Source organism: Limnobaculum parvum, assembly GCF_003096015.2.
GTDB classification, from domain to species: Bacteria; Pseudomonadota; Gammaproteobacteria; order Enterobacterales; family Enterobacteriaceae; genus Limnobaculum; species Limnobaculum parvum.
This window is the reverse complement of record NZ_CP029185.2, coordinates 1,061,565-1,080,497: the sequence shown is the minus strand read 5'-3', so window position 1 is coordinate 1,080,497 and position 18,933 is coordinate 1,061,565. Positions and strand designations below refer to the sequence as shown.

Below are 18,933 nucleotides of genomic sequence, written 5' to 3'. Positions count from 1 at the left end.
TTTGTTACCTGATGCGGTAGCCAATGCTACGCACTGTCTCAATGGATAAGGTATCGCCAGCAATCTGACTCAATTTTTGACGGATATTACTGATATGAACGTCTACGCTACGGTCATAAGCTTCCCTTGGTCGCCCCAATCCCTGCTCAGACAGTTCATCTTTAGAAACCACCCGGTCTTTCTCTTTCATTAACAGCATCAGTAAATTAAATTCAGATGCTGTTAATTCAAACGCATCCCCTTTCCATTCACTGGTGCGTTGAGATGCATCTAGGCATAAGTCCCCCAGACATATAATCACTTCATCCTGAGGCTCAACATGCTCCTCAAAACGGCGTAATACGGCGCGTAGGCGAGCGACTAACTCTCGTGGGTAGCAAGGCTTTGGTACATAGTCATCAGCCCCCATCTCCAGACCAATCACCCTATCGATATTGTCGCCTTTTGCCGTCAACATAATGATGGGTAAGCGACTTTTCTTACGGACTTTATTCAAAACATCAATACCGCTCATATCCGGCAGCATAATATCCAGAATCATGGCGGCATATTCTCCCGACATGGCACCATCAATGCCCGCCTGTCCGGTTAAGGCGACGGTAGCCGAAAAACCTTCAGCCTGAAGGTATTCCCGTAGCATACTGCCAAGTTCCACATCGTCATCGACCAAAAGAATTTTCATGCCTTTCTCCTGATTATTCTGTTTATATCCGTTAGATTTCGGGCTGCCGGAAGGTAGCAAACGCTAAAGATGACGGATATATTTTTATCATTCTCACGTCTTCGGTTGTAATATGCAGCTACTTTTACTTAAACCTTACACTTTCCTTATGATGAGCTTACTCCAGACGCCATAAACTCATTGTACATTAGTGCATAATCCATAACGGACAGCGAAGTCCTCAAGTTTTTATTCCATGTTTAGTACTTTTAAGGCAACTGAAACTTATGCAATTACCTACATCCAAACTACGATATGTGCTGATTATTGCAGCCATTTTGATCGCCGGTTGGTTGATAAAGCTATTCTTTTTTCCCGAAGTGGTAAAACCTAACTATATTACTACGCCGGCAACGAAGACGAGTATAGAGCAAACCGTTCTGGCAGACGGCTCCATTAAAGCCTTAAAACAGGTTAACGTAGGTGCTCAAGTTTCTGGTCAGATTAAAGCGCTGCATGTAGAGCTGGGTGATAAGGTTACCAAAGGCCAGGCGCTGGCAGAAATTGATGATCTACCGCAAAACAATGACTTACATAATGCTGAAGCTGGCTTAAAAAGCGTACAGGCCCAACGTCAAGCCAAATTAGCCGCGTTAAAAAACTATCAATTAGCCTTCAATCGCCAAAGCCAAATTCTGGCAAAAGGCGTTGGTGCTCAAGCGGATTATGATGCGGCTAAAGCCCAATTAGATGTCACTAAAGCGGAAATTGAATCACTGGATGCGCAAATTATTCAGGCGCAAATCGCGATGGATACCGCCAAATTGAATCTTGGCTATACCAAAATCAGCTCCCCTATTGATGGCGTTGTGGTCGCTATTCCTGTTGAGGAAGGACAAACGGTTAACGCCGTACAAAGTGCTCCAACGATTATGAAAGTTGCTCAATTAGACACCATGACTATTGAAGCTCAAATTTCTGAAGCAGATGTACCTAAAGTTAAAATCGGTATGCCGGTTTACTTCACTATTCTGGGAGAGCCAGGCAAACACTATAGCGCCAAGTTACGCGCCATCGAGCCTGCGCCAGACTCTATCAATAGCAGCGATACCACCACAACTACCTCATCTAGTGCTACAACCACCGCAATTTACTACAACGGTCTGTTCGATGCGGAAAACCCGGATGGCAAGCTACGTATATCCATGACGGCTCAAGTCTACATTGTTCTGGATCAGGCTAAAGACACCATTGTTATCCCAACCACGGCGCTCAACAATACGGATAACCAAGGTAACGCCAGCGTTCAGGTTGTTGACACGTCGGGAAAGATCGTCCAGAAGAAAGTCAAAACCGGTATCAACAATAACGTTGACGTACAAATCACCTCTGGTCTGGAAGAGGGTGAAAATGTCATTATCAGCGAATCAGGGGCTGCGGGATCGACTCAACCGGCACGCATGCGGATGAGGATGTAATTTGATGAGCCAACCGTTACTGCAACTGGATAATATTTCTCGCCAGTTCCCGGCCGGAGAGCAAACCGTTACCGTCCTGAAAGGAATAAATCTAACGATTCATTCCGGCGAAATGGTCGCAATTGTTGGCGCCTCCGGTTCAGGTAAGTCAACGTTGATGAATATCCTCGGCTGTCTGGATAAGCCCAGCGGCGGAACTTACCGTATTGCCGGGCGAGCCACCAATGAACTGGCTCCCGATGATTTGGCGGAGCTACGTCGTGAACACTTTGGCTTTATCTTTCAGCGTTATCACCTACTGGGCGATCTAACCGCCGCGGGTAACGTCGAGGTTCCTGCTATCTATGCAGGAACCGAGCGTCAAAAACGCAAGGAACGGGCCGTAGCGCTATTAACACGACTAGGTTTGGATGAACGTACCAGCTACCGCCCTAGTCAGCTCTCCGGCGGCCAGCAGCAGCGTGTGAGTATTGCTCGTGCGTTGATGAACGGCGGCCAGATTATTCTGGCGGACGAACCGACCGGTGCGTTAGACAAGCACAGTGGGCAAGAAGTACTGAAGATCCTTAAGGATCTGCACAGTCAAGGCCATACTGTGGTGATTGTTACCCACGATATGCAAATTGCTGAACACGCAGAACGCATTATCGAAATCAGCGATGGCAATATTATCGCCGATCGAAAAGTGCATAAAGCACCAGAAGCTGTAGTTCAAAAATCGTCATCATCCCATGCAACCAAAACCAACAACGGTTGGTTTGCCCTACGCGATCGCTTTGTTGATGCCTTCAAGATGGCGCTGCTGGCTATGTTTTCCCAGCGCTTACGCACCTTTCTGACCATGTTGGGTATCATTATTGGTATCGCCTCGGTGGTTTCCGTGGTGGCATTGGGTGAGGGATCTCGTCAGAAAATTCTGGCTGATATCAGCTCAATGGGCACCAGTACACTGGAAGTCTTTCCCGGCAAAGACTTTGGCGATCGTAAAGCCTCTACTATACACACGCTACGCGGAACAGATGCGGATGCCCTCAGTCAGCAAAGCTATGTCCACAGCGTTACCCCCAGCGTCTCCACCTCCACGACTTTTCGGGTCAATAATCAGTCAGTGACGGGGACGGTGAACGGTGTAGGCCAACAGTTCTTTGATGTACGCGGCTATAAAATGGAACTGGGTATGGCCTTTAGCCAAAGCAGTGTCGATTCTCTGGCTCAGGATGTGGTCATTGACGCTAACACCAAAGAGAAGCTGTTTGGTAAGAGCAGTAATCCCGTTGGTCAGGTGATTTTATTGGGCAACCTGCCTGCCCGCATCATTGGCGTAGCAGAAGAGCAGCAAAGTGGCTTTGGCAGCAGTGAAAGCCTTAACGTCTGGCTTCCTTACACTACCGTGATGAAACGCATGCTTGGTCAGTCATATCTGAGAAGTATCACTGTGCGTATCAAGGACAATATTGATATGGATGTGGCTGAACAAGGGGTTACTAAGTTATTAACCCAACGCCACGGCACTCAGGATTTCTTTATTCTGAATACCGACAGTATTCGCCAAACGATTGAAAAGACCACCGCAACGCTAACGCTACTGGTTTCCATGATTGCCGTAATTTCACTGATCGTGGGTGGTATTGGCGTGATGAACATTATGCTGGTATCGGTAACCGAACGAACTCGGGAAATTGGGGTACGCATGGCCGTTGGTGCCCGCTCCAGCGATATCATGCAGCAATTCCTGATCGAAGCGATTCTAGTCTGCCTGCTAGGCGGCGCATTGGGCGTGGGGTTGGCTCTGGGTATTGGCGCCATCTTCGATCGGTTAGTCAGTAGCTTCTCCATGATCTACTCCATCACATCCATCGTTGCCGCGTTTGTCTGTTCAACGATGATTGGTATGGTATTTGGTTTCTTCCCCGCCCGCAGAGCCGCAAGAATGGACCCTATCAACGCTCTGGAGCGAGAATAGCATTTCCTGTAAAAGCAAAATGCCCGCAACGACTGTGGGCATCAGATCAAGAATAAAATCTGATAGTCTAATTTTTGTACCTTAAGATAGCTAATCGTCGGGAGGGACGGGTGTTGGGGTCGACTTGGCGTGAGCCAACGAAGCGCCCCTAGCCAGGCCAGGCCCGACGCACGCCATTGCTAAGTACAGACGGTTCACCGACCGCATTCGATGCAGATATAAGCACATTGTTTTTACGGTCGGAATATTTGCAGGTGCTGATTTATTAAGTTTATAACCAGCTCACAACGACTACAGGCATTCACCATCAGTAGTATCCAATACTATTCATCAAATACCCCAGTAGACAAATAGCGATCCCCACGATCGCAGATAACCGTCACAATCATCGCTCCTTTATTCTGGGCAGCAATACGTAATGCTCCCGCGACCGCACCGCCGGAACTGACTCCGCAAAAAATACCTTCACGGATAGCCAACTGCTTCATGGTAAATTCCGCCTCAACCTGACTGATATCCATAATGGTATCTACCAGTTCAGGGCGAAAGATACCCGGCAGATATCCGGGAGACCAACGGCGAATACCCGGAATGCTGCTGCCCTCGGCAGGCTGCAAACCAATTATTTGAACAGATGAACTTTGCGATTTCAGATAACGGCTAACGCCGGTGATAGTTCCGGTAGTTCCCATACTGGAAACAAAGTGGCTAACCTGACCTGAAGTTTGCCGCCAGATTTCTGGGCCCGTCGTGGTGAAGTGCGCGTAAGGATTATCATCATTATTGAACTGATCGAGAATCTTCCCCTGCCCCTCTGTGGCCATCTGTTGCGCCAGATCCCGGGCACCTTCCATACCTTGCTCACGGCTTACCAGAATTAACTCCGCCCCATAAGCACGCATAGAAGCCTGACGTTCACGACTCATATTGTCCGGCATAATCAAACGCAGAGAGTACCCCTTCAGTGCAGCAATCATCGCCAAAGCGATACCGGTATTACCACTGGTGGCTTCAATCAGTCGATCGCCCGGGTGAATTTCACCCCGCTGTTCAGCTCGCTGGATCATTGATAGAGCAGCGCGGTCTTTCACCGATCCTGCCGGGTTATTGCCTTCCAGCTTAACCCAAACCTCACTTTCCAGTCCTTCCGCCAGCCGCTGTAGTCTTACCAGCGGCGTATTTCCAATATAGTCTTCTAAAGTTGACACGTGCTTTTCCGGATGCAGATGGCTATTCACATAGAGGCCTCAGGCGCTTTTTGCGTAGGGATAGCTTTGCAACAACAACTTATCCCCGGCATACAGACGCGCCCGCTCTCCTCCGATATAGTAGCGCTCGCCTTTTTGTGGTGGTGCGCCATGTTCATGACTAAAGGTAACGCTAAGTGGCGCTTGTTGCCAGCCTGACGGTTGCAATGTGAGCTGCCAGTAATGGCCTTTTGGTATGCTGTCCATCACCTGTACCGGCAATACACAACGAGATGTCGGTTGTGCACTTAGCTCTACTTCCCACGGGCGTAAATAAAGCTCCACCGCCCCCTGATGTATTGGCGATACGTCCAACGGCCAGTGATGCGATCCCACCAGCAAACGATGACCTTTAATTTCCGCCTTAATCTGGTTAACTTCCCCAAGAAACTCCAGCACAAAGCGACTTTCCGGTTCGCGCATCACCGCTTCAGGTGTACCAACCTGCTCAACATGCCCTTGGCTCATTACCACCACGCGATCGGCAATTTCCATCGCTTCTTCTTGGTCATGAGTCACAAATACACTGGTAAATTTTAGCTCTTCATGCAACTGACGCAGCCAAGTACGCAGCTCTTTACGAACCTGAGCATCTAACGCACCAAAGGGTTCATCCAGTAATAAGATTTGTGGATCTACCGCCAGCGCACGCGCCAATGCCACCCGTTGACGCTGCCCCCCGGATAATTGGGAAGGGAAGCGATTTGCCAGATGGCTCAGTTGTACCATTTCCAGCAGCCCTTCAACCTTTTGTTTAATTACCGCTGCCGTTGGGCGTTCACGGCGAGGCAGCACCGTCAAGCCAAAGGCGACATTATCAAACACCGTCATATGGCGGAATAACGCATAGTGCTGGAATACAAAACCGACCTGACGATCCCGAGCATGAAGGCGGCTCACATCTTTACCATTAAAACTTAACAGACCGGAGCTTTGATACTCCAGCCCGGCAATAATTCTCAACAGCGTCGTTTTTCCTGAGCCAGATGGCCCCAGCAGCGCCAGCATTTCACCGGAATGGATATCCAGAGAGATGTCCTGCAAGACTCTGGTTTGGTCAAAGTATTTATTAATACCTTTAATCTCAATGCTCATGATTTATCTCCTGAGTGTCTTGCTTTTTCTGACGGGCAATACGCCATTGCAGGGTACTTTTTAAGAACAAGGTAACAATCGCCATCAGGGTTAGCAGACCAGCAGCAGTAAAAGCGGCAGCCGTATTATAATCCTGATGAAGTAGCTCAACCTGTAGCGGTAAGGTATAGGTCTCGCCCCGAATGGAACCTGACACCACCGAAACCGCACCAAACTCACCAATCGCCCGGGCGTTGGTCAATACCACACCGTACAGCAGCGCCCAGCGAATATTGGGTAGCGTGACGCGTCGAAACATTTGCCAGCCGGAAGCGCCAAGCAGTACAGCGGCTTCATCTTCTTGACTACCCTGACTCATCATTACGGGTACCAGTTCACGCACCACAAACGGACAGGTGACAAAAATAGTGACCAGAGCCATACCCTGCCACGAAAACATCAGTTGAATATTGTGTGATTCCAACCAGCCGCCAACCACACCGTTTGAACCATAAAACAACAAATACAGTAGTCCCGCCACCACTGGCGATACGGCAAAAGGAATATCAATCAATGTCAGCAGAAGCTGGCGGCCACGAAACTCAAAACGCGTAACCAACCACGCCAGCAAAGTACCGAAAACCAGATTCACCGGTACCGTAATTAGCGCAATAAGGACAGTCAACCAAACCGCGTGCAGCATGTCTGAATCGCTCAGGTTATTCCATAGCGCTTCAAGTCCGGCAGAAAATGCAGTGACAAAAATAGCCACCATCGGTATCACTAACAGCAATAACGAAATCACCACACCAGTGATAATAAGCGCCCACTTACCCCAGTTAATCTGGCGAAAGCTCAATGTCTGTTGGACAGTGAAGTCTGTCATTAGTGGCCTCCAACGCGTTTGCCATAGCGGCTCTGCAAAACGTTAGCAATAAATAACAGCACCAGAGAAGCCGCCAGAATCACAGAAGCGATGGCGCTAGCCGCCGCATAGTTAAACTCCTGCAGGCGAATAAATATCATCAGCGAAGTCACTTCCGTCTTCCAAGCAATATTGCCGGCAATAAAAATCACTGCACCAAACTCCCCCAAACTGCGAGTAAACGAAAGCACCGTGCCAGTCATGAGTGCTGGAGCGACTTCGGGTAAAACGACCCGACGAAAACTTTGCCAGCGGCTGGCTCCCAGCGTTTCGGCGGCTTCTTCATACTCAGGCCCCAGCTCTTCCAATACCGGTTGAACGGTTCTCACCACAAAAGGAATACTGGTAAATGCCATAGCAACAGCAATACCTAACCAGGTAAACGAAACTTTAATTCCCAGTTCCGCCAACCAGGTACCGTACCAGCCGGTGGTTGAAAACAGGCTGGCCAACGTTAAGCCTGCAACCGCCGTTGGCAGAGCAAAGGGTAAATCCATCAGGCCATCCAACAGCGTCCGGCCTGGAAAGCGATAACGGGTTAAAACCCATGCCATCAGCATGCCGAAGGCCGCATTGAAGATGCTGGCTACTGCGGCAGCGGCTAATGTGACCTCATAAGCCGCTACCACCTGTGGATGGGTGACTACCTGCCAGTATTCATGCCAGCTCATCTTGGCGAGCTGCATAACTAATGCGCTCATGGGCAACAGCAGAATTAAGCAGGTAAATAACAGGCTGCTCCCTAAACTCAGGGAGAAACCCGGTAATACACGCTTAGCAGGTATAGAGAACAACATTAGCTTTTATGCCCCGCAGCCAGCAGTTGGTCTAAGACACCATCGGTATTGAAATGGACTTTCATTACCTGCTCCCAGCGACCAAACTGATCTTCCACTTTAAACAGTTTTACCTGTGGGAATTGATCCTTCACCGCATCCATCGCCGCTTTGTCATAGACGCGATAGTTGTAACGAGTAAAGATTTGCTGGGCTTCCGGGGAATAGAGGAAATCCAAATAGGCTTTAGCCTGCTTTTCCGTACCGTTACGTTCAACGTTACGATCGACCCATGCCACAGGAAACTCCGCCAGAATGTCGACGTCAGGAACCACCACATCGTAATTATCGGCACCGTACTGCTTCTGAATGTTCTTCACTTCAGATTCAAAACTAATCAGCACATCACCCAATCCGCGCTCAACAAATGAGGTCGTAGCGCCGCGTCCGCCCACATCAAACACCGCCACGTTTTTCAGCAAGCGGGTCATCCATTCACGAGTTTTCTGTTCATTACCACCATCTGCCAGATTAGTGGCTCCCCAGGCTGCCAGATAGGTATAGCGACCGTTACCAGAAGTTTTAGGATTAGGGAAAACCAGCTTCACGTCATCTCGAACCAGATCGTTCCAACCGTGAATCTTTTTCGGGTTTCCTTTGCGTACCAGAAACGCCATAGTGGAATAATAAGGGGAGCTGTTATTTGCCAGACGGCTTTGCCAGTTGGCTGGGATCAGATTGCCTTTATCATGAAGAATCTGTACATCAGTCACCTGATTGTAAGTGACCACGTCGGCTTTCAAGCCCTGTAAAATCGCTAGCGCTTGCTTTGATGAACCCGCATGAGATTGTTTGATCGTTAACTCTTCGCCAGTTTTTTGCTTCCATGCTTTTTCGAATACCGGATTAATTTCAGCAAACAGCTCACGAGAAATATCATAGGAGCTATTCAGCAGCTCCGCAGCAGAGACAGAAGAGGTCGCAATCATCGTTGCGATAACCCAGCTTTTCAGCCCTAATTTTTTCATTTTACCCTCTCACTTATCGCTAAAAATGATGCTTTGATAAGTCATAGTGTATGGGCTGAATTCACTTTTTTATAACATTTTCATATACCGTTTCGCACTGATTAAGAGCGAAAAAGAATATGCAATATGGACGTTGGCATGAAGGAAATAACAGAAGGGAATTTATCAGAAAAAACAATCGAACAGCGCGGATTACCTCCGCCCTGTTCTGATTCAAATTATAAAGAGAGTAACTTATCTAACGATGGTGCGAAGAAATAGCTGCCGGTTACCGGTTTGCTGAATCTTAACAGTTGATCGGTTTTACCATCACGTTCACCAAACATACTCAGCAGTTGCTGCTCAATATTGTGCAAATGTGCACAATAAGCGATAAAGAACAGACCATGTTCACCGCTAGCAGTCCCGTACGGCAGGCTCTGGCGAATAATTTTCAGCCCTTTGCCATCTTCTTTCAGGTCAACCCGCCCCAAATGAGATGTTGGTTGGCGCTTGTCGGATGGTAACTCTTCGTTATCCACTTTGGTCCGACCCATCGCATTTTCTTGTGCCTTCACCGGCATATCGTTCCAGACATCAAGATTATGGACATAACGCTGTACCATGACATAGCTACCACCGGCATCTTCCCCTTCAGGAATAATACCTACACCGGGACGCGCCTCCCCTGCTGGGTTTTCTGTACCATCGATAAAGCCGCTTAAATCGCGCTCTTCTGTCCAGCGGAAACCGTGAGTTTCTTCTTCCACGGTAATGGCTTTACCAAAGGCTTTTAATGCTGCCTGAACCAGAGTGAAATTAACATCGTGGCGCTGAGATAGAATATGAATCAGTATGTCGCGCTGAGTCGCGGGTGCTAATCCATTACCCAACGGAGTAAATGGCTTAAGCTCACTCGCGCCACGACCATCAGACAAGGTCTTCCACAGATTGGAGCCGAAGGAGATGACAGCACCTAATGCAGCGTCAGGAAATTTTTGTTGCAGTTCGGTCAATGTGTTAACAAACGTTTTGCAGCCGGTACGGATCTGTTCTAAATCCTCGCCAACCTTAGCTTCAATAAAAATACCAAAACGACAGTGTTCCGGCAAAATACCGCTCTGAACCTGAGCCATGACTCATCCTCATATCAATGAAAAGCGGTGCTGTTTACAGGCACCGCTTTAATTAAGCATCGGTCTATAATAACTAAATCAGACGGCGCTATCATGCGCTAGCTCAAATCTGAATAAAGATTTAATCTACTACTTTGATTGCCATACCATTTTACTGATAGTCCAGACTTTTAACTTATCATCTGAAGGCATAATCTCTGATGGCCCCATCCACTCGCCGCTAAACACATAAGTGATGCGAGTACTTTCCGGTGAACGACAAAGCACTTTGCCGCTATCATCTCCGGTACCCACTCGGCAAACATCAAATGCTTTCTGATACAGATCGCTGAATGGCGTCCCGACATGAGAGCCTTTTGGTGTCTCAATAGACTTATCCATCACTTCAATGCGCTCAACCCGGTTTGATGGATTGCCATGGAAAACCAATATCACTTTATCGCCGTCCAGCGCCTCATAGTAGCTGGTCATCTGACCGGCACTCATCCCCATCCCTTTACGCAAGCGGTAATCACCATTCAACGTTTGATTCAGCGCGTTATCTTCCATCGGAGTCATAGAGGAAATCGCTCCTAATCCTGCATTATTTAACTCCAGAGCACTGCCAAACCAATTCGTTGGCGATAGCTTAGACCAGGAAAAGTTACTGACTGTTGAACACCCTGTAATTAAAAAAGGAACCAACAGTAAAACAATACGTATATTCATCTATTATCCTATTAAGTGAATAAAATCAGGGCATCATACAACGTCTCAATACTCCTGATCCTCAATCAGACGTTTACCAATGCACACCGTATCCAGGATTTCATAACCCAGTTTCTCATACATACCAATAACGGCATCGTTATCGTCACGCAATAAGAGCTGTAATTTCGGGCACCCACGCGCTATCAACTTTTTTTCCAAACGGCTGATAAGGGCATTGGCAATGCCTCGGCCACGATAGTCAGGGTGTACACCAAGATAATAAGCGGAGCCACGATGACCATCATATCCGCCCATAATAGAACCAACTACCTCACCTCCGACCTCCGCAACCAAGAACAGTTCAGGATCGTTATTCTGTTTACGTTCAATATCAGTTTCAGGATCGTTCCACGGGCGTAGCAAATCGCAGCGTTCCCACAGCGTCACAACATCTTCAAAGTCATCTTGTTTATAGATACGGATTTCCATCATCTTCACCGTTTAACCCTGTTATAGTGCACGATTATGGTAAGTTTAGCGTTAAGTGCAACAGATAAGTGAAGATTCACCGGTTCATTGCTTAAATTAAGTACTGAATCTTCACTCAATTTTCCTGATGATGACATCAGAGCGATAAGGATCAACTATGCAAATCTGGGTCGATGCCGATGCCTGCCCCAATGTGATAAAAGAAGTGCTATTTCGCGCCGCGGATCGCGCGCACGTCATGGTCACCTTGGTAGCCAATCAATTCATCAAAACGCCACCTTCCCCTTATATCCGCAGTATGCAGGTTGCATCAGGCTTTGACGTAGCAGATAACGAAATCGTTAAACGCACCGAACCCGGTGATTTAGTGATCACCGCCGATATTCCACTGGCTGCCGAAGTGTTGGAGAAGGGTGGTGCCGCCATCAATCCCAGAGGTGAACGCTACTCGCCAGCCACCATCCGTGAAAAGCTCACCATGCGCGACTTTATGGACACCATGCGCTCCAGCGGCATCCAAACCGGAGGCCCCAGCACCCTGAACCAACGCGATCGCCAACAGTTCGCCAATGAATTGGATAAATGGTTGTTGATGTTTAAGCAGCAGAAATGTTGATCGCTGACAAACCAAATTAATCAACATCAGTGAATATTCCGACCGTAAAAGCCGTGTGCTTTAATGAGCACCGAATAGGTCGGGAGAACCGCCATACTTAGCTACCGTGTGCGCCGGGCCTAGGCCGCTTAGGGGCACTTCGTTGGCTTACGCCAAGTCGACCCCAACAGCGCCCTCTCCCGGCGATTGGCTACTTAACGCTATCCCCAGTCAAAGTCTGGAAGTATATATTTATAGATTTTGTTGTTTAAATAACCGAAATAGAAAAACCCGCAAACTATGTTTGCGGGTTTTTAATATTAAGAAACTCAAACGGAGGGAGAGATTCCCGTTGGGGTCGACTTGGCGTAAGCCAACGAAGCGCCCCTAGGGAATCTAGGCCCGACGCACTCTGATGCTAAGTGCAGATACCCTCCCGGCCGGGTAAAGCGCTTATATAAGCACCCTATCATTACGGCCGGAATACCCTAAGCAGCCGACTAAAGCAATCTCGTCAACCATAATCTCAGCATTAGAACCCGTTCGGGATCCCCGTCATATCCGGAAGCTTATGCGCAATCCCCTTATGACAATCAATACAGGTTTTACCCTCTTTAATCGCCATAGAGTGCATCTTCCCGGCTACAGTTTTCTGCTCGGTAAAGTCCATGTAATCAAAGCTATGGCAGTTACGGCACTCTTGAGAGTTGTTACCTTTCATCCGTGCCCACTCATTCTTCGCCATTGCCAAGCGATGCTCATCAAACTTCTGTTTAGTATCGATAACGCCCATCGCTTTACTATACAGCTCTTTTGATGCCTGAATCTTACGGATCATCTTAGGAATAAACTCTTTCGGCACATGGCAATCCGAACAAATGGCGCGCACGCCAGTTCGGTTAGTGTAGTGCACCGTATCCATATACTCCTGATAGACGTTATCGCGCATCTCATGGCAGCTGATACAGAACTTTTCGCTGTTCATGACTTCCATGCCGGTATTGAAACCGCCCCAAAAGATGATTCCCGCCACAAAGCCCATTACCAACAAGGTACCGATCGCCAGACGACTGGGGGTTCGGAACCAAGTCCATGCCCGGCGAATTACACCTGGTTTTTTATCTTTACTCATGAATCCCCCGATTACTTACCATATCCCGGTGCCGGTGTGAACGTATTACCAATGATTGGTGCAGCATCAGCCTGAGGCACGTGACAAGACTGGCAGAAGTAGCGGCGCGGTGCCACGTTACTGCTGACATGACCTTCACTATCAACAAAGTGAGTTGGGCTGATACGCGGTGCGCCGGTGGTACGATAGCTTTGTACCCCGTGACACTTCAGACAGGTATTCACTTTAGCTGTCACCTGATAGCCTTCCACGCTGTGTGGAATCATCGGAGGTTGGTTTACATAATCGAGCGCCATACGAGATTGTTCTTTAGGCATAACAATTGAGCCTTCAGCGGTACCAGATACTTCCGGTGACTGGCTCAAATCAACGCTATCGGCAGCAAACGCTACACTACCGGAAACTAATGCTACCAGCATAGTCCATAAAGTAAGCTGCTTTTTCAAGACGTTACTCTTCATTCCTCTACTCCCGAACGATGGAATCGTGTTTTTATTTGAAATACTTTCTCTGAACAGACATCAATACAGCGACCGCAGGAGATGCATTCTTTGCTCAGCACTAATGGGCTCTCCTGTTTACCAAACAGGGGGCCTCGCAGCACCTGCGGTTCCGGGCAGATATGAATACAATCCATGCAACGGGTACAGTCCTGACGATTTTCCGCGCTGATGCGCAGTACACCTTTACAGCCAATCACGCCGTAAAGAGCACCAACAGGGCATAAGTGACCACACCAGCCATGCTCCACCACCAACAGGTCAAACAGGAATACCACCACAATCAGCCATATGCTGGCACCAAAACCGAAGATCAAACCGGTAATAACACCAGATGATGCTGAGTGGCCGAACCCACTGATTAACCCCCGACCCAATGCGGATACTGGGTTTACCCATTCCCACACCAGCGTGCCAGTAATAGCACTGCCGATGATAATGGCCACCAAAATGCCGTAGCGCAGCGTCGCCGGAATCGTTGCGCTACTGCGCAACCCCAGCTTACGCCTTAACCAAGCAGCGAAATCGGTGACCAATCCTAACGGACAAACCCAACCACAAAACAGCCGACTGGCAAACAGCGCGTAGGCCAGCGCAATGATTATGCCACCTATTAGGGCATACCATTCAGACCATGCAGCCCAGCCAGATTGCGCTGGCACCTGAGGTACATGACCGCTGACCAGCGTTTGCAGCATCATTAATGGATCGCTAAGCGGAATCACACCCAAGAGCATACTGCCGCTGTAATTACCACGTAGAATCCAGACGCCAAGCAACGGCCCGGTCAGATACATCGCCAGAATAAGCAATTGACTAATACGACGCAAAACCAGAAAGCGGTGACTATACCACCAGCCATACTTCACGAGCGCCTCATGGCCTGCGTTTTTAGCTGCATTTGCCATTATTGCCCCCCTTCCGGTTTACGGGTTGGCAGAGTCAGAGTCTCAGGGATTAATGAATGCCCCGCCTTATCTTTCTCTACCCATCCCAGCCGATAGTGTTTACCCAGTTTGCCCTGCGCCAGTGACAGAGGAAGCACCTTAATTGCGGCTTCCTCCAGTACACAAGCCTCTTCGCATTTACCACAGCCGGTACAGTATTCACTGTGCACTGTGGGTAAAAACATCGCGTGTTTATTGGTTCGCTCATTACGATGTAATTCCAACGTAATCGCTTTATTAATCAACGGACATACGCGATGGCAAACGTCGCAGCGTAAACCCTGCCAATTCAGGCAGTTTTCATGGTCAAGCAATACCGCTAGTCCCATACGGGAATGATCAATATCTGTCAGAGAAGAATCGAGAGCGCCGCTCGGACAGGCTTTAACGCAAGGAATATCATCACACATTTCACAGGGAATCTGGCGAGCGACAAAATACGGAGTGCCCGTTGATACCGGTGACAACAGAGTTGCCAGCTTTAACGTATCGTAAGGACAGCCCTGTACGCATTGCCCACAGCGGATACAGGCGCGATTAAACGCCTCCTCAGGCAACGCGCCAGGTGGACGCAGAGCGACCCCCTCACGTGCCTGAGACTGTTTCTGTGGAATACCCAGCAGCAGCGTCAGCCCGGCCAAACCGCCTGCGCTGCGCGCTACGTCGCGTAAAAAGCGGCGACGTGCGGGTCCTTTATCCCTTTCATTAGCCATCATCGTGCGCTCTGTTTTCCTTATGCTTTAACGACTTTAACCGCACATTTTTTGTAGTCAGTTTCTTTTGACAGTGGATCGGTTGCATCCAATGTCAATACGTTAACTAACTGTGCTGCGTCAAAGAACGCCATATACACCAGCCCTTCTGGCACTCGGTTACGGCCGCGAGTTTCCACAATAGAGATGACTTCACCACGACGTGACTGAATCTTCACTTTATCGCCACGACGCATGCCACGTTTCTGAGCATCTTGTGGATGAATAAACAGTACTGACTCAGGGAAAGAACGGTGCAATTCCGGTACGCGACGCGTCATTGAACCCGTATGCCAATGTTCTAGCACACGACCCGTTGACAGCCACAGGTCATATTCTGCATCTGGGCTTTCTGCCGGTGGTTCATAAGGCAGAGCAAAAATAACCGCTTTACCATCTGGCTTACCGTAGAATTTGACGCCTTCACCCGCCTTAACATACGGGTCATAACCTTCGCGGTAACGCCACAGGGTCTCTTTACCATCAACAACCGGCCAGCGCAGACCGCGAGCTTTGTGGTAATCATCAAAATTAGCCAGATCGTGAGCATGACCGCGACCAAAAGCGGCATACTCTTCAAACAGCCCTTTTTGTAGATAGAAACCAAAGTCATGGGATTCGTCGTTTAATTGACCTTCCGCCAGTTCATCCAGCTTAAACTTATTAACCTGACCGTTAGCAAAAAGAATCTCATACAGCGTTTTACCGCGATATTCCGGATTCTTATCTAACAGTTCAGCAGGCCAGACTTCATCTGTTTTGAAGTACTTGGAAAACTCAACGATTTGCCACAGGTCAGATTTTGCCTCACCTGGAGCTTTAACTTGTTGACGCCAGAATTGACTACGGCGTTCAGCATTACCGTAAGCCCCTTCTTTTTCCACCCACATTGCCGTAGGCAGAATCAGGTCTGCGGCCAGCGCACTAATGGTTGGGTAAGGATCGGATACCACCACGAAGTTACGCGGATCGCGCCAGCCCGGCATACGGTCTTCATTGATATTTGGACCAGCTTGCATATTGTTAGTACACAGCGTCCAGTAAGCATTCAGCTTACCGTCTTTCAGCGCACGGTCTTGAGCTACAGCATGCAGGCCGATAGAACCCAGAATGGTACCTTCCGGCAATTTCCACTTCTGTTCAGAAATTTTGCGGTGTTCTTCATTGGTCACCACCATGTCCGCAGGCAGGCGGTGTGCGAAAGTACCCACTTCGCGAGCGGTACCACAGGCAGACGGCTGACCAGTCAACGAGAATGGACCACAGCCAGGCGTGGAGATCTTTCCGGTTAACAGGTGAATGTTGTAACACAGGTTATTGGCCCATACACCACGGGTGTGTTGGTTGAAACCCATGGTCCAGTAAGAAACCACTTTTACATTTGGATCGGCATATAACTTCGCCAGCTCAACCAACGAATCTTTTGGTACGCCGGTCATTTCAACGGTTTTCTCCAATGTGTACTCTGCAACGAACGCTTTATATTCGTCGAAAGTCATTGGGGTTGATTTGTCGCTGTTTGGGTTTTTAGCTGCTTTTTCCAACGGATGATTTGGACGTAAACCGTAGCCGATATCGGTATCACCACGTCGAATGTTCACGTGTTTGTCTAGGAAGTCCTGATTAACCGCATTATTCTGAATAATGTAGTTAGCAATATAGTTCAGGATAACCAGGTCCGTTTGCGGTTTAAAGATAATTGGATTATCGGCTAATTCAAAGCTGCGGTTTTCATAAGTCGACATGACCGCAACTTTAACATTTGGATTAGACAGACGACGGTCAGTAATGCGCGACCACAGGATCGGGTGCATTTCTGCCATATTGGAGCCCCACAGTACGAAGGCATCGGCATGCTCAATGTCATCGTAACAGCCCATTGGTTCATCCATACCGAAAGTACGCATAAAACCAACTACAGCGCTAGCCATACAGTGACGGGCATTTGGGTCAATATTGTTAGAACGGAAACCCGCTTTAAACAGTTTAGCTGCGGCGTAACCTTCCCAAATAGTGAACTGACCGGAAGCAAACATACCGCCACCGTTCGGCCCTTGATCTTTAAAGGCTTTCTTATATTTTTCACTCATAACGGTGAAGGCTTTATCCCAGCTAACCGGAGTAAATTCACCATTTTTGTCATATTCACCGTTCTTCATCCGCAGTAGCGGCTGAGTTAAACGGTCTTTTCCATACATAATCTTAGGTAAGAAGTAACCCTTGATACAGTTTAACCCACGGTTAACTGGTGCATCCGGGTCACCCTGAGAAGCCACTACGCGACCGTTTTGCGTACCAACCAGTACGCTACAGCCGGTACCGCAGAAGCGGCACGGAGCTTTATCCCACTTAATTGATTGTTCCCCTTCAGCAGCAACAGCCACTGTTGGGATAGTCATTCCTGCGGCAACTGCGGCAGCAGCTACTGCATTTGCTTTCATGAAGTCTCGACGACTGAGTTTCATGGCGTATCCTCACCTTGCTCATCTTGCTGGTGATAAACCAGCGACACCGCCAACACACCGGCTATATCTCGTGCTGACTCAATTTGGGCAAACAGATCATCTGAATTGTCCGCCTGCATAACAACAATTAACTTTCCTTCGTCTTCATTCACCCCGGGAATCTCTGTTCCTGGTAGTGCGTACAACGCTTCACTTACTTTAGGTATGTCCTGTGGACGAACCTGAACAATCAAACTACAAACGTGCCAGTCATTATTTTCCGTCATTATCTTTATCACTCTCACGGGTTGTTATTGCCTGAACCGGACAGCTTCGGACACAGCCCCCACATCCTGTACAGCTTTCTCTTTCGATCTCCGGTTGAGCAATGCCCCCCAACCGCAATTTGAACTTAATCGCGTAAGGCTCACAGGCATCCTGACAACTTCGGCAGGCCACCCCCTGATAAGTGAGACACGTTTGATTAATCACCGCATAACGCTGCCAAGGCTGACTTTCAGTTGAATGAAATATCGGTTCCGGACAAACTTCCACACAACGTTTGCAAAACGTACACTCGGCATGTTGAAAATCAAGCTCAGGAAAACCTTGGTTACCACTTACGGTAATGACCCCAGTTTCACAGGCCTCAACGCAAGCATGGCAACGGCTACAGCCATCGATAAACAACGCTTCATCTACCGACCACGGCGGCCTAATAACATCGTGGCCTCGCCATTGACCACGTAACAGATTTCGCCGGGATAAGATTGACATGCTTTATTACTCCACTCCTTCAGGAGGACATCATTTATTACTTACATCATCTCTATTACCAAAAACAACCTATTTAGAGATTCTGGCCAGAGTAAGTTAATCCTTGCGAGGTAGATATATAATTACTCTTAAGGGGTAAATAGGTAGGTAGCTTGCGCTAGATCAATCGTTCGTTGGATTTTTAATCCAATATTTGCCCCACACTGCATCCTATTTAGTTATTTTTGGGTTAAAGCCCCGCAGAATAATCAGTAAACTAATAGTAAAGCAGGTTATCACCACTACAGATTAACAGCGGCAAACTGATAATTTGTCTGGTACACAGACAACAAAGTACAAA

The 18,933-nt window shown here is 48.3% G+C and carries 19 protein-coding genes; 3 read left to right on the top strand and 16 right to left on the bottom strand.

Annotated features, from left to right (window positions below; genetic code table 11):
* Positions 1 to 4: 4 nt before the first annotated feature.
* Positions 5 to 682, bottom strand: a complete 678-nt coding sequence (locus tag HYN51_RS04155; RefSeq protein WP_108901688.1) for a response regulator transcription factor — start codon at positions 680 to 682, stop codon at positions 5 to 7.
* Positions 683 to 948: 266 nt separating this feature from the next.
* Between HYN51_RS04155 and HYN51_RS04150 the strand changes: the two genes are divergently transcribed.
* On the top strand, positions 949 to 2,139 hold the full coding sequence (locus tag HYN51_RS04150; protein ID WP_108901687.1) for an efflux RND transporter periplasmic adaptor subunit: 1,191 nt from the start codon (positions 949 to 951) through the stop codon (positions 2,137 to 2,139).
* Positions 2,140 to 2,143: 4 nt separating this feature from the next.
* On the top strand, positions 2,144 to 4,102 hold the full coding sequence (locus HYN51_RS04145; protein ID WP_108901686.1) for a MacB family efflux pump subunit: 1,959 nt from the start codon (positions 2,144 to 2,146) through the stop codon (positions 4,100 to 4,102).
* 323 nt (positions 4,103 to 4,425) lie between these two features.
* On the opposite strand, the gene cysM is transcribed toward HYN51_RS04145, so the two are convergent.
* The 8 genes from cysM to HYN51_RS04105 all read right to left on the bottom strand — a co-directional run bounded on the left by cysM (position 4,426) and on the right by HYN51_RS04105 (position 11,446).
* Positions 4,426 to 5,310: a cysteine synthase CysM gene (gene cysM / locus HYN51_RS04140; RefSeq protein WP_108901685.1), complete on the bottom strand. Its 885-nt coding sequence runs from the start codon at positions 5,308 to 5,310 to the stop codon at positions 4,426 to 4,428.
* 39 nt (positions 5,311 to 5,349) lie between these two features.
* On the bottom strand, positions 5,350 to 6,444 hold the full coding sequence (gene cysA / locus HYN51_RS04135; RefSeq protein WP_108901684.1) for a sulfate/thiosulfate ABC transporter ATP-binding protein CysA: 1,095 nt from the start codon (positions 6,442 to 6,444) through the stop codon (positions 5,350 to 5,352).
* Positions 6,434 to 7,309 (bottom strand): sulfate/thiosulfate ABC transporter permease CysW, encoded by an 876-nt coding sequence (gene cysW / locus HYN51_RS04130; protein WP_108901683.1) that lies wholly within the window; start codon positions 7,307 to 7,309, stop codon positions 6,434 to 6,436. The genes cysA and cysW overlap by 11 nt, the downstream gene beginning before the upstream one ends.
* Entirely contained in the window at positions 7,309 to 8,145 is an 837-nt protein-coding gene (cysT, locus tag HYN51_RS04125; RefSeq protein ID WP_407936333.1) for a sulfate/thiosulfate ABC transporter permease CysT, read from the bottom strand. Before cysT ends, cysW begins: the two co-directional genes overlap by 1 nt.
* A complete protein-coding gene (gene cysP / locus HYN51_RS04120) occupies positions 8,145 to 9,152 on the bottom strand; it encodes a thiosulfate ABC transporter substrate-binding protein CysP (RefSeq protein ID WP_108901682.1) in 1,008 nt (335 codons plus the stop codon). Before cysP ends, cysT begins: the two co-directional genes overlap by 1 nt.
* 218 nt (positions 9,153 to 9,370) lie before the next feature.
* Positions 9,371 to 10,267, bottom strand: coding sequence for a Dyp-type peroxidase (locus HYN51_RS04115; RefSeq protein ID WP_108901681.1), 897 nt, complete (start codon positions 10,265 to 10,267; stop codon positions 9,371 to 9,373).
* Between the two features lie 129 nt (positions 10,268 to 10,396).
* Positions 10,397 to 10,975, bottom strand: coding sequence for an RpoE-regulated lipoprotein (locus HYN51_RS04110; protein ID WP_108901680.1), 579 nt, complete (start codon positions 10,973 to 10,975; stop codon positions 10,397 to 10,399).
* A gap of 45 nt (positions 10,976 to 11,020) precedes the next feature.
* Positions 11,021 to 11,446 carry a GNAT family acetyltransferase gene (locus HYN51_RS04105; protein WP_108901679.1) on the bottom strand — a complete coding sequence of 142 codons (426 nt, stop codon included), beginning with the start codon at positions 11,444 to 11,446 and terminating at the stop codon, positions 11,021 to 11,023.
* A 157-nt stretch (positions 11,447 to 11,603) separates the two neighbouring features.
* Here HYN51_RS04105 and HYN51_RS04100 point away from each other — a divergent pair, with 157 nt between their 5' ends.
* Positions 11,604 to 12,062 (top strand): YaiI/YqxD family protein, encoded by a 459-nt coding sequence (locus HYN51_RS04100; protein WP_108901678.1) that lies wholly within the window; start codon positions 11,604 to 11,606, stop codon positions 12,060 to 12,062.
* Positions 12,063 to 12,573: 511 nt separating this feature from the next.
* On the opposite strand, the gene napC is transcribed toward HYN51_RS04100, so the two are convergent.
* From napC to napF, 7 genes are read right to left on the bottom strand one after another with little or no spacing between them, the layout of a single operon-like run.
* The gene (gene napC / locus HYN51_RS04095) at positions 12,574 to 13,173 is read right to left on the bottom strand and encodes a cytochrome c-type protein NapC (protein WP_108901677.1); all 600 of its coding nucleotides are present in this window, start codon (positions 13,171 to 13,173) and stop codon (positions 12,574 to 12,576) included.
* An 11-nt stretch (positions 13,174 to 13,184) separates the two neighbouring features.
* Complete coding sequence (gene napB / locus HYN51_RS04090; RefSeq protein WP_108901676.1) at positions 13,185 to 13,634, bottom strand: nitrate reductase cytochrome c-type subunit; 450 nt, start codon at positions 13,632 to 13,634, stop codon at positions 13,185 to 13,187.
* The gene (locus tag HYN51_RS04085; RefSeq protein WP_108901675.1) at positions 13,631 to 14,581 is read right to left on the bottom strand and encodes a quinol dehydrogenase ferredoxin subunit NapH; all 951 of its coding nucleotides are present in this window, start codon (positions 14,579 to 14,581) and stop codon (positions 13,631 to 13,633) included. The genes napB and HYN51_RS04085 overlap by 4 nt, the downstream gene beginning before the upstream one ends.
* Positions 14,581 to 15,333, bottom strand: a complete 753-nt coding sequence (napG, locus tag HYN51_RS04080) for a ferredoxin-type protein NapG (RefSeq protein WP_108902154.1) — start codon at positions 15,331 to 15,333, stop codon at positions 14,581 to 14,583. Before napG ends, HYN51_RS04085 begins: the two co-directional genes overlap by 1 nt.
* 20 nt (positions 15,334 to 15,353) lie before the next feature.
* Positions 15,354 to 17,837: a nitrate reductase catalytic subunit NapA gene (gene napA, locus HYN51_RS04075; protein ID WP_108901674.1), complete on the bottom strand. Its 2,484-nt coding sequence runs from the start codon at positions 17,835 to 17,837 to the stop codon at positions 15,354 to 15,356.
* Positions 17,834 to 18,103, bottom strand: coding sequence for a chaperone NapD (napD, locus tag HYN51_RS04070; RefSeq protein WP_108901673.1), 270 nt, complete (start codon positions 18,101 to 18,103; stop codon positions 17,834 to 17,836). The genes napA and napD overlap by 4 nt, the downstream gene beginning before the upstream one ends.
* Positions 18,090 to 18,593 carry a ferredoxin-type protein NapF gene (gene napF, locus HYN51_RS04065; protein WP_108901672.1) on the bottom strand — a complete coding sequence of 168 codons (504 nt, stop codon included), beginning with the start codon at positions 18,591 to 18,593 and terminating at the stop codon, positions 18,090 to 18,092. The genes napD and napF overlap by 14 nt, the downstream gene beginning before the upstream one ends.
* Between the last annotated feature and the right edge of the window lie 340 nt (positions 18,594 to 18,933).

Bases quoted from the DNA above. Each gene is read 5' to 3' on its own strand.
- HYN51_RS04155 (WP_108901688.1), bottom strand. From the start codon at position 682: ATGAAAATTCTTTTGGTCGATGACGATGTGGAACTTGGCAGTATGCTA.
- HYN51_RS04150 (WP_108901687.1), top strand. From the start codon at position 949: ATGCAATTACCTACATCCAAACTACGATATGTGCTGATTATTGCAGCC.
- HYN51_RS04145 (WP_108901686.1), top strand. From the start codon at position 2,144: ATGAGCCAACCGTTACTGCAACTGGATAATATTTCTCGCCAGTTCCCG.
- cysA (WP_108901684.1), bottom strand. From the start codon at position 6,444: ATGAGCATTGAGATTAAAGGTATTAATAAATACTTTGACCAAACCAGA.
- cysW (WP_108901683.1), bottom strand. From the start codon at position 7,309: ATGACAGACTTCACTGTCCAACAGACATTGAGCTTTCGCCAGATTAAC.
- cysT (WP_407936333.1), bottom strand. From the start codon at position 8,145: ATGTTGTTCTCTATACCTGCTAAGCGTGTATTACCGGGTTTCTCCCTG.
- cysP (WP_108901682.1), bottom strand. From the start codon at position 9,152: ATGAAAAAATTAGGGCTGAAAAGCTGGGTTATCGCAACGATGATTGCG.
- HYN51_RS04115 (WP_108901681.1), bottom strand. From the start codon at position 10,267: ATGGCTCAGGTTCAGAGCGGTATTTTGCCGGAACACTGTCGTTTTGGT.
- HYN51_RS04110 (WP_108901680.1), bottom strand. From the start codon at position 10,975: ATGAATATACGTATTGTTTTACTGTTGGTTCCTTTTTTAATTACAGGG.
- HYN51_RS04105 (WP_108901679.1), bottom strand. From the start codon at position 11,446: ATGGAAATCCGTATCTATAAACAAGATGACTTTGAAGATGTTGTGACG.
- HYN51_RS04100 (WP_108901678.1), top strand. From the start codon at position 11,604: ATGCAAATCTGGGTCGATGCCGATGCCTGCCCCAATGTGATAAAAGAA.
- napC (WP_108901677.1), bottom strand. From the start codon at position 13,173: ATGAGTAAAGATAAAAAACCAGGTGTAATTCGCCGGGCATGGACTTGG.
- napB (WP_108901676.1), bottom strand. From the start codon at position 13,634: ATGAAGAGTAACGTCTTGAAAAAGCAGCTTACTTTATGGACTATGCTG.
- HYN51_RS04085 (WP_108901675.1), bottom strand. From the start codon at position 14,581: ATGGCAAATGCAGCTAAAAACGCAGGCCATGAGGCGCTCGTGAAGTAT.
- napG (WP_108902154.1), bottom strand. From the start codon at position 15,333: ATGGCTAATGAAAGGGATAAAGGACCCGCACGTCGCCGCTTTTTACGC.
- napA (WP_108901674.1), bottom strand. From the start codon at position 17,837: ATGAAACTCAGTCGTCGAGACTTCATGAAAGCAAATGCAGTAGCTGCT.
- napD (WP_108901673.1), bottom strand. From the start codon at position 18,103: ATGACGGAAAATAATGACTGGCACGTTTGTAGTTTGATTGTTCAGGTT.
- napF (WP_108901672.1), bottom strand. From the start codon at position 18,593: ATGTCAATCTTATCCCGGCGAAATCTGTTACGTGGTCAATGGCGAGGC.